Below are 13,379 nucleotides of genomic sequence, written 5' to 3'. Positions count from 1 at the left end.
CCGACACGGCCCTCAGGCCCGCGTATCGGACGCCAGGGACCGCGCCACCAGCTCGAACTCGTCGCGGATGCTGGTGGGCAGTAGGGCGATGCGACCCGCGTCGGCGATCTCGGCGAAGTGCTCGGCCACGTCGTCGGCGCCGGCCGGCGCGCCGGCCGGGCTCATCCAGCCCTCGGTGACCGCGTAGAGCACCCGGGCGAAGCGGCCGCCGAGCGATGAGAAGTGCTCGCCGCTGGCCGGGCAGGCCGGGCTGGCCAGGAACGTCACCAGGGCGGCCGTGCGCTCGGGTTCGAACCGGTGCGCGACGCCCTGGAACGCGGCGACGAACCGCGTGTCGTCCTCGAAGCCGGGGATCGGGTCGTCGTCCATGATCGTGCTCGTGCCGTTGGGCAGCACGCTGTTGACCGCGATGCCGTGCGGCGCGCCCTCCTGCGCGAGCGACGTCGTCAGGCCCAGCACGCCGGCCTTGGCCGCGGCGTAGTTGACCAGCCCCGCCATCCCGAACGACGTGTTCGAGCTGACGTTGACGATGCGCCCGTAGCCGACGTCGCGCATCGCGGCGAACGCGGGCTGGGTGACGAAGAAGGCTCCTGCCAGGTGGACCGCCAGGATGTCGCGGATCTTCTCCGCGGTGAGCTCCTCGAAGCGGCCGTTGCGCAGCATGCCCGCGTTGTTGACGAGGATGCCCAGGCGCCCGAGGCCCGTCGCGGCCTCCACGACGGCGCGGGCGCCTTCGGGGTCGACGATGTCGCGCTCGACGGCGATCGCTCGGCCACCCGCGCTCCCGATCTCGTCCACCACGGTGCCGGCCCCCCCGCCGGGCAGGTCGTTGACGACGACCGCGGCGCCGTGCGCGGCGAGGTCGAGGGCGTAGGTGCGCCCCAGCCCGCGGGCCGCTCCCGTGACGATCGCGACCTGACCCTCAAGCGAGATCCGGCTCATCGGCCCAGCCTAACGGCCGTATGGTCTGCTCAGCAACCAATCGGTCGGTCACATACCGCAACCCCCGGCATCGGCGCTAACCCACCAACCGACCGGTTGCTTTTCTCGAGGGCTTCGTCTACGCTCGCGCCGCGGCCGGTCAGCCGGTCGCAGCATCCAGGAGAGCGTCGCCGCCGATCGTCACCGTGGCGACCGCGTCGAAGCCGCCGGGGAGCGAGGTGTCAGAGCAGATGTCAGAGGAGTCGGTTGCCGGCCCCCGCCCGCTGGGCGGACTCAGCATCCAGGGCCTGTCGAAGACCTTCCCGGGGACCCGGGCGCTCGACGACGTCTCGGTCGAGGGGCGCCGCGGGGAGGTGCTCGCGCTGCTCGGCCACAACGGCTCCGGCAAGTCGACGCTGATCAAGATCCTGGCGGGCTTCCACCAGCCCGACCCCGGGGCCCATGCCTGGGTCGATGGGCAGCCGCTGGACCTCGGCGACTCCGAGGCCGCCACGGCGATGGGCCTGCGCTTCGTCCATCAGGACCTCGGATTGATCCCCGAGCTCAACGCGGTCGACAACGTTGCGCTGACGATCGGCTACTCGCGCCGGCGTGGACGGATCGACCAGGGTCAGCAGATCGCGCGCACGCGGGAGCTGCTGCAGAAGTTCGGTGTCGACTTCGACGTCACCCTGCCGCTGGCCAACGCCTCGCCGGTCGAGCGCACCTGTGTCGCGATCGCACGTGCCATGTGGGACTGGGACAGCGGGCCCCGCATCCTCGTCCTCGACGAGCCGACGGCGTCGCTGCCCTCCCGGGAGGTCTCGCGGCTCTTCGCCGTCATCCGCGAGGTCCGCGCGGCGGGCCATGCGGTGGTCTACGTCTCGCACCGCATGGAGGAGATCTTCGAGCTCGGCGACGAGGTGGTGGTCCTGCGGGCCGGCCGAGTCGTCGGCGCGGGACCGGTCGCCGCCCACACGCCCGAGCAGCTGGCGACGCTCATCGCCGGTCACGAGCTGCAGGCGCACGGCCACACGGTCACCGAGCGCAGCGATGACGTCGTGCTCTCCGTCAAGGCCCTGCGCGGCCGGTACCTCGACGGCGTCGACGTCGAGCTGCGCCGCGGCGAGGTGCTCGGCGTGGCCGGCCTGCTGGGCTCGGGCCGCGACGAGCTGCCCTACGCGCTCGCAGGCGCCGTCCCCACGACCGACGACGGTGGCTGGTGGATCGAGGGTCGCCAGATCGACCCGCCGACCGCCGCGACGGCGGTCGGCCTCGGCATCGGCCTCGTCCCGGCCGAGCGTGGCCGGGAGGGCCTCATCGCCGAGTTCACCGTCCGCGAGAACCTGACGCTCGGGGCGCTGCCAGCGCTGCGGTCCAAGCGCGGCGGGTTCATCTGGGGCCGGTCCGAGCTGCGCGCCGCCCAGGAGTGGCTGGCCGAGCTCGGCGTCCCCACCGCTGTCGCCGACCGGCCGGTCTCGACCTTGAGCGGCGGCAATCAGCAGCGCGTGCTGTTCGGTCGCTGCCTGCACACCGACCCCAAGGTCCTCGTGCTGGCCGAGCCAACCGCCGGCGTCGACGTCGGGGCCCGCGAATCGCTCTATGAACTGCTGCGGGCCCGCGCCCGCGAGGGGCTGAGCATCCTGCTCGCCTCGTCCGACACGGAGGACCTCGTGAGCATGTGTGACCGCGTGATCGTGCTGCGCCGCGGACGGGTGGCCGACGAGATGCAGGGGGCCGAGATCGATCCCGAGCGCATCGTGTCCGTCATGGAGAGCGTGCGATGAGCGAGGTGGCAACCTCCTCGGCCCACGGCGGCCCCGGCGCGGCCGGCGACGAGCCGCGGCTCTCGACCGTCGGCAACCTCGTGCGCCTGTCGCGCGTCGACCGCTTCGGCGCGGTGTACGTCCTCGTGGCGATCGTCGTCCTGTTCAGCGCGCTGGCGCCGGACACGTTCCCGACCTGGGACACGGCGAAGTCCATCCTGAACGAGAACGCGACGATCGCGATCATCGCGCTGGCGCTCGTCGTCCCGCTGTCGACGGGGGTCTTCGACCTGTCGATCGGCAACGTCGTCGCGCTCATCACGGTGACGGTGGCCTGGCTGGTGGTCGAGAAGCACGTCGGCATCGGACTCGCGCTCGTCATCGCCGTGGCGATGGGCGTGTGCGTCGGCGCGATCAACGCGCTCATCGTCGTTGGCGTGGGCATCGACTCTTTCATCGCCACGCTGGGCAGCGGCGCGGTCCTCCAGGCCGTCAACCTGCTCATCAGCAACGAGGAGACGGTCACCAGCCCGCACCTCAACACAGAGCTGGGCAAGATCGCGACGGCCAACGTCGCCGGGATCCAGGTTCCGGTGCTCGTGGCGATCGCGGTCGCGCTGGTCCTGTGGTGGCTGCTGGAGCACACGGTGACCGGGCGCCGCCTCTACGCGACCGGCTTCAATCCGGAGGCTGCGCGCCTGGCCGGCGTGCGCACCAAGCGCCTGCGCAGTATGGGCCTGCTGGTGTCCGCCTTCGTCGCCGGCATCGCCGGGATCATGGTCGTGGCGCGCGTCGGCGCCGGCTCGCCCGACGTCGGGCCCTCATACCTGCTGGACGCCTTCGCCGCCGCGTTCCTGGGGGCGACGCAGATCCGCAACGGGCGCTTCAACGCCTGGGGCACGATCATCGCGGTGCTCGTCCTCGGGGCCGGCACCAACGGACTCACGCAGATCGGCGCCGCGGCCTGGACGCTGCAGATGTACACGGGCGTCGTGCTGCTCGCCGCACTTGCGCTCACCAGGATCGAGCGCACGCAGATCCGCGCCGGCAAGGCGACACCGCACGGTGGCCTGACGGCGGGCGCGACGGACGTGCCCGGCGAGGGCGGCTCCGGCGATGGGGATACCGCGGTGCCGGCCCGCTGACGCGGCCTGGCAGCGCACCAACAACAGGAGGAGTGGCAATGAGGGCATCACGGATGCGGCTCGTGGTCGTGCTGGCGCTGTCTGCGCTGGCGCTGGCCGTGGCCGCCTGCGGATCGAGTTCGAAGTCGTCGGACAGCGGCTCGTCGTCCACGAGCGCGAGCTCATCTTCGTCGGCCGGCTCGGCCTCGGCGGGGTACACGAAGGCGCAGGCCGACTTCAAGAAGTTCCAGACCGCCCAGGGCCTCGGTGACGTCCCGGCGATCGGCAAGGCCGTGCCCAAGGGCAAGACCATCGACTTCGTTACGTGCGGGCCGGCGGCATGCCTGCCCCCGCGACGTTCACCAAGGCCGCGGCGTCCAAGCTCGGCTGGAGCGTCAAGGTCATCAACGGCGGGCTGACCCCCGAGCAGAACAAGAACGCGATGGACCAGGCCGTCAAGGACAGCCCGGACGCCGTTGTCTTCGAGGGCCTGGACTCGTCGGTCTTCCAGTCCGAGATCAAGACGCTCAAGGACAAGAAGATCCCGACGATCGGCTGGCAGACCACCGACACGCCGAGCCTGCCGGACTTCTACGTGATCCCCGGCCCGTCGCACTACGACCTGCTGACGCAGGCCGCAGCCGCCGCGGCGATGGTCGCCGGCAAGGGCAAGCCGGTCATCGGCCACATCGCCGTGCCGACGTTCCCGATCTACAAGAACACGATCGACCCGGCGTTCGACAAGGCCGTCGCGGGCTACTGCCCCGACTGCAAGGTCAAGACCTTCGACATGCCGGTCACCTCGCTGGGCAAGGACTCCGCGACGCGGATCGTCAACTTCCTGCGGTCCAACCGGGACATCAACGTCTTGGTCCACGACCAGGACGCGACCGCCCTCGGCCTGGCGCCCGCGCTGAAGGGCGCGAGCATCACGGGCATCTCCAACGTGGGTATCTACCCGACGGCGGCCAACCTGCCGAACCTGGCCGACGGTTCCGAGACGGCGCTGCTGCCCGATCCCTTCGCGGAGATGGGCTACCTCGTCGTCGACAGCCTGGCGCGGGTGTTCACCGGCGGCGACCCGGCGACGTCGGTCGCGTTGACGGCCCCTGTCGTCCTGTGGACGAAGGACAACGCGCCGCAGCCGGTCAACAACGCGCTGCCCGCCGCCCAGCCGGGCTTCGAGCAGAAGTTCCTCACGGCCTGGGGCGTGAGCTGATCCGACCCGGGGGCGGCGCGGCCGCTCCTCGACGTCCCGCCCGCGGTGACGGCATCATCACGATGCCGTCGCCGCGCGGGCGCGGCCGTCACGACCGAGGGGGCCCGAAGGCATGAAGTACGACGTGATCGTGGTCGGTGCGGGCACCGCCGGCCTGGTGTCGGCCTGCATCCTGGCCAAGGAGGGCAAGAAGGTCGCGCTCGTCGAGAAGCACCCGTACCTCGGGGGCCGGGCGATGGAGCATCGGTTCCGCGGCCACCAGATCGGGCTGAGCTCGCATCTCGTCGAGGACCCCGGCGACTCGCTCACGCGCGCGTGCGGCCTCGTCGGCGTGCCGCTCGAGCACTCCCGGCGCTCGGACTCCATGCCGTTCTGGGACAAGGACCGGTGGATGCCGATCCAGGAGTTCTACGGCGGCGCTGCCAAGCAGGGCCTCAAGCGCTGCATCGAGGCGCTGAAGGAGACCTCGTTCGAGCAGCTCGACGCGCTCGACCACCTCTCCCTGCGCGAGTGGATGTCTCGCCACACCTCCGACGAGGGCGTCTACCAGGTGTGGGAGGCGATCTCGGTCCTCGAGCAGATCACGCTCGAGCCGTGGGAGCACTCGGCCTCGGAGAACCTCTTCATCCGCAAGCTGCACTACGAGCGCAAGCGCACCGCCGGGTACTCCTTCTGGCCCATGGGCGGCTGGGACGCCCTCTGGCACCGCATGGCCGACGCGTTCGCAGCGCTCGGCGGGGTGCTCATCCAGCCCGCGGCCGTGGAGCGCGTGCTGGTGACCGACCGTATCGTCGGTGGCGTCGAGCTGCGCAACCCCGACGACCCCGACGCGCCGGGTGAGGTGCTCGAGGCCGCCGAGGTGGTCGTCAACGCGCCGGTGTGGGACCTCGTCGCGCTCTTCGACGACGGCGTCCTGCCCTGGGACCTGCAGGAGCGCATCACGACGCTGGCCCACAACCGCAACAAGGCCTGCTGGTTCGGCTACTGGATCGCCGCCGAGGAGCCGGTCATCGCGATGAGCGAGCTCGAGATGGCCTCGTTCTTCTCGACGCCTCGCGCCGGCCTGCCGGGCTACACGCTGAACTTCACCGGCTACGACCCGTCCGTCTCGCCGCCCGGCGAGTACCTGACGTGCGTGGGAGCGGCGTTCGACGCCACGCGCCACTACGGCGACCGCGCCTACTACGACCGCATGTTCCACGACCTCTGGCTCGACATCGAGGAGATGCTGCCCGCGGCCAGGGGCGCGCTGTGGAAGAAGCCGCACCTCGTCTCGACCTACGGCGTGATCTGCAAGCCCGGGCAGGTCGGCGCCGCGCGTCCGGACGCGATCGTCCGCGGGATCGACGGCCTCTACCTGACCGGCGACACCACGCGCGCCCGCGGCATCGGCATCGACAAGGCCGCGCGGTCGGGGATCACGACCGCCGAGACGGTGCTCGGCCGGCGCCTGCCGTTCTTCGCCGACACGGTGCGGTACTAGCGATGGACGGCCGCCGCCTGGAGGGCCGCGTCGCCCTGGTCACCGGCGCCGCGCAGGGCATCGGGCGCGCGCTGGTGCAGCGCCTGGGCGACGAGGGTGCGGCGATCGTCGTCAACGACCTGCGCGAGGACGCCTGCGCGGCGACGGCGGCGGAGCTGCAGGCCGCGGGGATCCGCGCGGTCGGCGCCCACGGCGACGTGACCAGCAGCGAGGACGCCGACCGCGTCGTGGCCACGGCAACCGAGGCCTTCGGCGGCCTGGACATCCTGGTCAACAACGCCGGCATCACCCGCGACGTGCCGCTGCAGCGCATGAGCGACGCCGAGTGGCGCGCCGTCCACGAGGTCGTGCTCTGGGGCACGTTCTGCATGACGCGCGCCTGCGCCGCGGCGTTGCGCGGCTCCCGCGACGCGCCGCCCGCCCACCACCGCAAGGTGGTCAACATGAGCTCGATCGTCGGGGTCTACGGCGCCCCGGGCACCACGAACTACTCCGCCGCCAAGGCCGGCGTCATCGGGCTGACGCGCGCGCTCGCGCGCGAGTGGGGCCGTAGCCGAGTCAACGTCAACGCCGTCGCGCCGGGCCTGGTCTCCGGCACGGGGCTGGTGGACGAGAAGCCGCCCGAGCTCGTGCAGCGCGTCATCGACCAGCTCCCGTTCGGGCGTCCGGCGAGCCCGCAGGACATCGCCGCCGCGGTGGCCTTCCTGGCCTCCCCCGACAGCGACCTCATCACGGGTCAGGTGCTCGAGGTCACCGGGGGGCTGGAGATCCCGGCCTGACCACGCCCTCGGCCTCCAGCGGCGCGACGACCTCCGGCCACAGCTCCTCCAGCCAGGCCACGGGGTCGTCGGCCAGCGGGATGAGCACGAACTTCGTCGCGCCCTGCGCGATGAAGCGCTGCAGCAGCTCGCGCGTGGCGTCCACGCCGACCGCCACGTGGTCGGTGCGCGCCAGGCCCTCCCGGCGGTCCAGCAGCGCGGCGGCCTGCGCGCAGATCTGCCCCTCCGCCGGCGCGCTGAACACCGTCGTGCCGTAGTGGTCCTCGTCGATGGAGCGGTCGTGCTCGGCCGCCGTGGCGCGGATGAGGTCGACCTTGGCGCCGAACTCCTCGGGGCCGATGAACGACGCGAGCCAGCCGTCGGCGATGCGCCCGATGCGCCGCAGTGCCGCCGGGGCGGTGCCGCCGAGCCAGAACTCGAGCTTGGAGCGCCGGGGCGTGGGGGACAGCGTGGCGTCGGTCAGCGACCAGAAGCGCCCGCGCATCGTGACCGGCTCGCCGGTCCACAGCGCCTTGATGATCCCGATGGACTCCTCCAGGCGGGCGGTGCGCTCCTCCTTGAGCACGCCCATGGCCTCGAGCTCGGCCGGGATGTCGATGCCCAGGCCGCCGGCCGGCAGCATGCGGCCGCCCGACAGGGCGTCGACGGTGGCCAGCTCGCGGGCCAGCAGCACCGGGTTGCGCGGCGGCAGGACGAGGACGTTGGTCCCCAGCTTGAGTCGCTGGGTGCGCGCGGCGACCGCGGCGAGCACCGGCAGCGGCGCGACGCCGCCCAGGTGGGCGGTGTCGCTGAGCCAGATGGAGTCATAGCCCGTGCGCTCCAGGCTCTCGATGAGCGCCCAGAACGAGCCGTCGGCCAGCCCGTCGGACGCGAACGGGCTGGTCCCGACGCCGATGCGGACACTGAGCCGCTGGGGCCCGGCCTCGCCGTCAGCCATTGGCACCGCGCCAGGCCAGCGAGCCGCCGTCGATCGTGAAGGCCGACCCGGTGATGAACGAGGCGTCGTCGGACGCCAGGAAGCAGACGAGCCGGCCGACCTCGACCGGCTGGCCGAGGCGGGGGATGAGGTGGGAGCCGGTCAAGGCCCGCATGATCGCATCCTTGTCGTCGGCGGCGTCGACGTACTTCTGGACCATCGGCGTGTCGATCGAGCCCGGGCAGTAGGCGTTGCAGCGCACGGGGGCCAGGTCGATGGCCGTGGCCCTGGTCAGCTGGAGCACGGCGCCCTTGGTGGAGCAGTACGCGGCGGCCATCGGGTAGCCGACGAGCCCGCCGATCGACGCGGCGTTGACGATCGCCGGTCCGCGATACGACGCGCGCAGGTGCGGTGCGGCGTGCTTCGTCGCCAGCCATACGCCGCGCAGGTTGATCTCATACACCTTGGTCCACACGTCGAGCGGGAGCGTGTCGACCGTCGGGTACGTGGCGAAGTCCGTCTCGTGCACGCCGGCGTTGTTGTGCAGGACGTCGAGACCGCCGAACGTCGTCACGGCCGTGTCGACGAGCGCGCGGATCTCGTCCTCGCTGCGGACGTCGCAGCGCACGTAGGTGGCCTCGGCGCCGGTCTCGCGCACGAGGTCGACCGTCTCGGCGCCGAACTCGTCATTGACGTCGGTGACGACGACCTTCGCCCCCTGGCGTCCCATCTCCACGGCGGTGGCCCGGCCGATGCCTCCGCCGGACCCCGTGACCACACACACCTTGTCCTCGAGCACTGCGTCCTCCTGTCGTGGGTACTGCGGGTTGGTGGCGGCCGGGCGCCTCAGACGACCGGGCGGGCCTCGACGGTGAAGAGCCCGAAGTGGCGCGTGAAGTCCGCGGCGTCGGCCCCCGAGGCGGCCATCTCGGGGCTGGTCATCGCCGCGGTGAGGTCCTCCTCGGAGGCGAACTCCGGGAGCGTGAAGCCGTCGGGCACCGGGTCGTAGGCGTCGGTGGAGGACGTCACGGCGTGTGTCCCAGCAGTCGGCGAACTCGCCCGGGGTCATGCCCTCCTTGCGGTACACCTCGTTGATGACGACGTAGGCCACGGCGCTCCTCACCATCGGGGAAGGTCGCTGTCATACTCCCCCAATCGTTTGTTTGATGTCAAACGGGCCGGGGCAGGCACGGTGATCGCCGAGGACGACGTCGTCCGCCGCTGGGCGGACGTCGCGCCGGGTGCCCGCGCGCCGCTCGTGGTGCTCGAGCCGCTGCGGCGGTTCCTCGACGCGCGGGGACTGGGCGAGGGGGGGATCACGCTGCGCCCGGTCGGCGACGGGCACTCCAACGTCACCTACCTGGTGGCGCGCGGCGAGCTGCGGCTCGTCCTGCGCCGCCCACCGCGCCCGCCGCTCCCTCCCAGCGCGCACGACGTCCTGCGCGAGGCGCGCGTGATGCGGGCGCTGGCCGGCACGGAGGTGCCGGTGCCGCGCGTGCTGGCCACCTGCGAGGACCCGTCGGTGCTCGGCGCCCCGTTCGTGGTGATGGAGCACGTCGCAGGTCCGGTGGTCACCACCGACATGCCCGCGACGATGGACGACGCCGCCGCGCGACACGCCGCCGGCGAGGCCCTCGTCGACGCGCTCGCGGCGCTGGGCCGTGTCGACTGGCGCGCCGTGGGGCTGGAGGGCCTGGGGCGTCCCGACGGCTATCTCGAGCGCCAGCTCAGCCGCTTCTCCGGCCTCTGGGAGCGCAACCGCACGCGCCCGCTCGCGCTGGTCGACGACGTCGCCCGCTGGCTGCGTGACCGCTGCCCTGTCGGCGGCCCCGCGACGATCGTGCACGGCGACTTCCGCCTGGGCAACGTCATCCTCGCCCCCGGCCCGCCACTGCGCATCGCCGCCGTGCTCGACTGGGAGCTGTCGACGATCGGCGATCCGCTGGCCGACCTCGGCTACCTGCTCGCGTTGTGGATGGAGCCGGGCGACCCGACGCTCGGCGCGTTCGAGCAGGGCGGCCTGACGCGGCGCCCCGGGTTCGCCACCCGCGCGCAGCTCGCGGTGCGCTACGAGGAGCAGACGGGCACGCCCGCGGCCGGCATCGCCTTCTACGAGGTGCTCGCGCTCTGGAAGCTCGCGGTGCTCATGGAGGGGAACGTCCGCCGCGCGCAGGCGGGCGCCACCGACGACGCCTACCTCGCGGCATTCGCCCCGGGCGTCGTACTGCTGGCCGAGCATGCCGCCCGGCGCGCGGGGCTCTGACGCCGTCTCAGCCCGCGGCCGGCGGTACGGCCGGCTGGGGCCAGCGCGGCTGCACCTGCCAGCCGGGGACGGGCACGAAGCCGTACTGGGCGTCGAATTCGCGCGGGAGGCCGAGGATCTCCCAGGACGTGCCCTGGTCGTCGTGCAGGTAGGTCCCGCCGGCCGGCGGCGGCGGGAGCGGGTCGGCGACGACATGGCCCGCGGCGACGATCCGCGCGTACAGGTCGTCGAGCGCGGGCCGTTCCCGGAAGCCGACCGCCACGTTCATGATCCCCTGGTCGCTGAGGCGCCGGCCCGGGTCCGGCGCCCGTCCGGCCGGCTCGTCGTAGCGGACGACCTCGAGGAACACGTCGCCGCCACGGACGACGAACGCCTCGCGGCGGGCTCCCGCCAGGCCCCAGAGCGCCTCGTGCTGGGGGCCGTGCAGCACGACGTCGGGGACGGGCACCAGGCCCAGCGTCTCGACCAGGAACGTGCGCGCCCGGTCCAGATCGGCCACCGAGAGCGTGGCCGAGACGAGCGCCGGCGCCAGGTCGTAGAAGCGGGGGCGCACGCCGCCGGGCAGCGCGACGCCCTCCTCCATGAGCTCGACGACCACGGCCAGCTCGGGGTCGTGGAACGCGACCCGGCGCAGCCCCCCGGCGAGCATCGGCTCGGTGATGGGCTCCAGGCCACTGGAGCGCATGCCCGCCAGGGCCGCGTCGAAGTCCGGCACGGCGATCCCGAACCGCGTCCAGCCGTGGTCGCTGGGCCGCCGGCCGGGATCCTGCGGGCGCTGCGGCGGGCGCGAGTGCTGGAAGAGCTCGAGCTGGACGAAGTCCTGTCGGCCTACCAGCCACCATACGAGACAGGCGGCGTCGGGCTCGTCGAGGTCCTGCAGGACGCTGATGCGCTCGCCCCAGAAGAGGTTGCCGCCGGCGTCGGCGAAGCCGAGCGCCTCGGTGTAGCGGCGCACGGTGGCGATCGGGTCGCTCGTGCACAGCGCGAGCTGGACGACCTGGGGCTCGGGGGGCACGGGGTCCTCCGGTTCGGTGGGTGGGCGGCTCACAGCTTGTCGGTGCGACCGCCGTCGACGACGAGCACCTGGCCGGTCACGAAGCCGGCCTCGGGCGAGGCCAGGTAGGCCACGGCGGCGCCGATCTCCTCGGGCCGTCCGATCCGGCCCACCGCGGCGACCGCGGCCCGCGCGCGGCGCAGGCCGTCGGGGTCGGGGAAGCGGTCCCACGCCGGCGTCTCGATCGACCCCGGGCACACGGCATTGACCGTGATCCCGGAGGCGCCGAGCTCGCGTGCGCAGGCCACCGTCAGCGCCTCGACCGCGCCCTTGGCTGCGGTGTAGGCGATCAGGTTCTCCGACGCGGCGCCGCGCGCCACGACGGAGCTGACGTTGATGATCCTGCCCTCTCCCGAGGCGGCGAGGGGTCCCGCCGCCGCGCGCGTGCACAGCCAGGCGGTCTTGACGCAGCCGTCGAAGACCGCGTCCCAGTCGGCCACGGTCGTGGCGCCGATCGAGCCCAGCCGCAGCGCGCCGGCGTTGTTGACCAGCACGTCCCAGCGGCCGAGCGCCTCGAGCACCGTGGCGGCCATGGCCGCCACCGCGTGCTCGTCGAGCAGGTCGGCGGCGACGGGCACCGCGGCCGGCCCGAGCGCCGCGGCCGTCGCCTGCGCACGATCGGGATGGCGGTCGACGACGGCGACGCGCAGGCCCCGGGCCACCAGCGTGGCAGCGATCCCACGGCCGATGCCCTGCCCAGCGCCGGTGACGACCGCGACGCGCCGGCCCTGCGCGGTCACGGCCTCAGCCCCCCGGCCTCGGGACGGCCGCTCCCGTGATCCCGGCCAGGGCGTAGCGCGTGACGTGGTCCACGACGTCCTCGGGCGCCTTGCCACTGTCGGGCCGGTGCCAGCGGTAGAGCCAGATCAACGCGCCGAACATGCAGTTGGCCAGCAGCTCGGGATCGAGGTCGGCGCCGACCTCCCCGCGCTCCTGCGCGAGCCGGATGAGGTCGACCACCCACACCTCGTGGGCCTTGCGGCGGCGGTGGATGTCGCGCAGCCGGGGGGCGCTGAGCCGGTCGACGTCCTGGTAGTAGATCGCCACCCGCGGGAGGTTGGCCACGCTGTAGGCGACCTGGCCGCGGACGTAGCGGGTGAGCTTCTCCAGAGGCGGGAGGTCGTCGCGGACCGCCGCCTCGCGCCGGACCGTCTCGACGTGCTCGTGGGCCTCGTCGAGCAGGCGGAAGAGGAGGTCCTCCTTCGTCTTGATGTAGTAGTAGAGGCTGCCCTTGAGGATGCCGAGCTCGTCGGCGACGTCCTGCACCGTCGCGTCCGCGTACCCACGCTCGTAGAACACCTTGGTCGCCGCGGCCAGTACCTCGACGTCGCGCCGGCGCGGGCGGTCGGTGTCCGCGCGGGCGACAGCCATCAGGCCGTGTCCTGCTCGCGGGCGCGACGCAGCTGGGCGCGGACGCCGTGGGAGTCGTACCAGGACGACAGCCGGCGGATGAGGCCCTGCTCGTCGAAGTCGAACACGTCGACGGCGTCGAAGTTCATCGGTGCGCCCGAGGCCATCCGGCCGGTGAACGTGATCTCGACGGTGACCGTGTCCCCGGCGTGGATGAAGCGGGTGGGGTCGTCGACGTGCTCGGGGTAGGGGGCCAGGGCCGCGGCGAAGTACTCCGCGATGGCCGCCGGACCGCGGCGCGGCTCGGTCCCCGGGGCGATGAGCTCGCCGTCGGCGGCGAACAGGGCCGCCACGGCCTCGTAGTCCTCCCCGTTGATGCCGTCGAAGTAGGCGGTCAGGGCCTGGGCGTGACGCTCCTGCTCACTCATGTGCGCAACGTATCCGAGTCACCAAGCGATTGGTAGATTCCGATGCTCCCGATCGTCCGGCCTGCGTCCGGACGCC

Annotated in this window: 14 protein-coding genes; 6 read left to right on the top strand and 8 right to left on the bottom strand. The window is 72.6% G+C overall.

Annotated elements, in window-relative coordinates; genetic code table 11:
- Positions 1–12 precede the first annotated feature (12 nt).
- Positions 13–942, bottom strand: a complete 930-nt coding sequence (locus FSW04_RS25225) for an SDR family NAD(P)-dependent oxidoreductase (RefSeq protein ID WP_146923315.1) — start codon at positions 940–942, stop codon at positions 13–15.
- 230 nt (positions 943–1,172) lie between these two features.
- On the opposite strand from FSW04_RS25225, the gene FSW04_RS25220 reads away from it, so the two are divergent.
- The 5 genes from FSW04_RS25220 to FSW04_RS25200 all read left to right on the top strand — a co-directional run bounded on the left by FSW04_RS25220 (position 1,173) and on the right by FSW04_RS25200 (position 7,292).
- Positions 1,173–2,708, top strand: a complete 1,536-nt coding sequence (locus FSW04_RS25220; RefSeq protein WP_146923313.1) for a sugar ABC transporter ATP-binding protein — start codon at positions 1,173–1,175, stop codon at positions 2,706–2,708.
- Positions 2,705–3,832: an ABC transporter permease gene (locus FSW04_RS25215; RefSeq protein WP_146923311.1), complete on the top strand. Its 1,128-nt coding sequence runs from the start codon at positions 2,705–2,707 to the stop codon at positions 3,830–3,832. Before FSW04_RS25220 ends, FSW04_RS25215 begins: the two co-directional genes overlap by 4 nt.
- Before the next feature lie 319 nt (positions 3,833–4,151).
- Entirely contained in the window at positions 4,152–5,030 is an 879-nt protein-coding gene (locus tag FSW04_RS25210) for a sugar ABC transporter substrate-binding protein (protein ID WP_146923310.1), read from the top strand.
- Between the two features lie 112 nt (positions 5,031–5,142).
- Entirely contained in the window at positions 5,143–6,513 is a 1,371-nt protein-coding gene (locus tag FSW04_RS25205; protein WP_146923308.1) for a phytoene desaturase family protein, read from the top strand.
- Positions 6,514–6,515: 2 nt separating this feature from the next.
- On the top strand, positions 6,516–7,292 hold the full coding sequence (locus tag FSW04_RS25200; RefSeq protein WP_146923306.1) for a glucose 1-dehydrogenase: 777 nt from the start codon (positions 6,516–6,518) through the stop codon (positions 7,290–7,292).
- On the opposite strand, the gene FSW04_RS25195 is transcribed toward FSW04_RS25200, so the two are convergent.
- Genes FSW04_RS25195 through FSW04_RS27670 form a run of 3 tightly spaced genes read right to left on the bottom strand, consistent with a single transcriptional unit; the run spans position 7,264 to position 9,237 of the window.
- On the bottom strand, positions 7,264–8,229 hold the full coding sequence (locus FSW04_RS25195) for an LLM class flavin-dependent oxidoreductase (RefSeq protein WP_146923304.1): 966 nt from the start codon (positions 8,227–8,229) through the stop codon (positions 7,264–7,266). The genes FSW04_RS25200 and FSW04_RS25195 overlap by 29 nt on opposite strands.
- A complete protein-coding gene (locus tag FSW04_RS25190; RefSeq protein ID WP_146923302.1) occupies positions 8,222–9,007 on the bottom strand; it encodes an SDR family NAD(P)-dependent oxidoreductase in 786 nt (261 codons plus the stop codon). Before FSW04_RS25190 ends, FSW04_RS25195 begins: the two co-directional genes overlap by 8 nt.
- Positions 9,008–9,054: 47 nt before the next feature.
- Positions 9,055–9,237, bottom strand: a complete 183-nt coding sequence (locus FSW04_RS27670; RefSeq protein ID WP_146923300.1) for an EthD domain-containing protein — start codon at positions 9,235–9,237, stop codon at positions 9,055–9,057.
- 163 nt (positions 9,238–9,400) lie between these two features.
- Between FSW04_RS27670 and FSW04_RS25180 the strand changes: the two genes are divergently transcribed.
- Entirely contained in the window at positions 9,401–10,471 is a 1,071-nt protein-coding gene (locus FSW04_RS25180) for a phosphotransferase family protein (RefSeq protein WP_146923298.1), read from the top strand.
- A gap of 7 nt (positions 10,472–10,478) precedes the next feature.
- On the opposite strand, the gene FSW04_RS25175 is transcribed toward FSW04_RS25180, so the two are convergent.
- From FSW04_RS25175 to FSW04_RS25160, 4 genes are read right to left on the bottom strand one after another with little or no spacing between them, the layout of a single operon-like run.
- On the bottom strand, positions 10,479–11,486 hold the full coding sequence (locus FSW04_RS25175; protein WP_187369093.1) for a VOC family protein: 1,008 nt from the start codon (positions 11,484–11,486) through the stop codon (positions 10,479–10,481).
- A gap of 29 nt (positions 11,487–11,515) precedes the next feature.
- A complete protein-coding gene (locus tag FSW04_RS25170) occupies positions 11,516–12,265 on the bottom strand; it encodes an SDR family NAD(P)-dependent oxidoreductase (RefSeq protein WP_187369092.1) in 750 nt (249 codons plus the stop codon).
- 4 nt (positions 12,266–12,269) lie between these two features.
- Entirely contained in the window at positions 12,270–12,896 is a 627-nt protein-coding gene (locus tag FSW04_RS25165; RefSeq protein WP_146923293.1) for a TetR/AcrR family transcriptional regulator, read from the bottom strand.
- Positions 12,896–13,303, bottom strand: a complete 408-nt coding sequence (locus tag FSW04_RS25160) for a nuclear transport factor 2 family protein (protein WP_146923291.1) — start codon at positions 13,301–13,303, stop codon at positions 12,896–12,898. Before FSW04_RS25160 ends, FSW04_RS25165 begins: the two co-directional genes overlap by 1 nt.
- Between the last annotated feature and the right edge of the window lie 76 nt (positions 13,304–13,379).

It is taken from the genome of Baekduia soli, assembly GCF_007970665.1.
Taxonomy (GTDB): Bacteria; Actinomycetota; Thermoleophilia; order Solirubrobacterales; family Solirubrobacteraceae; genus Baekduia; species Baekduia soli.
This window is presented reverse-complemented; position numbering and strand designations above follow the sequence as displayed.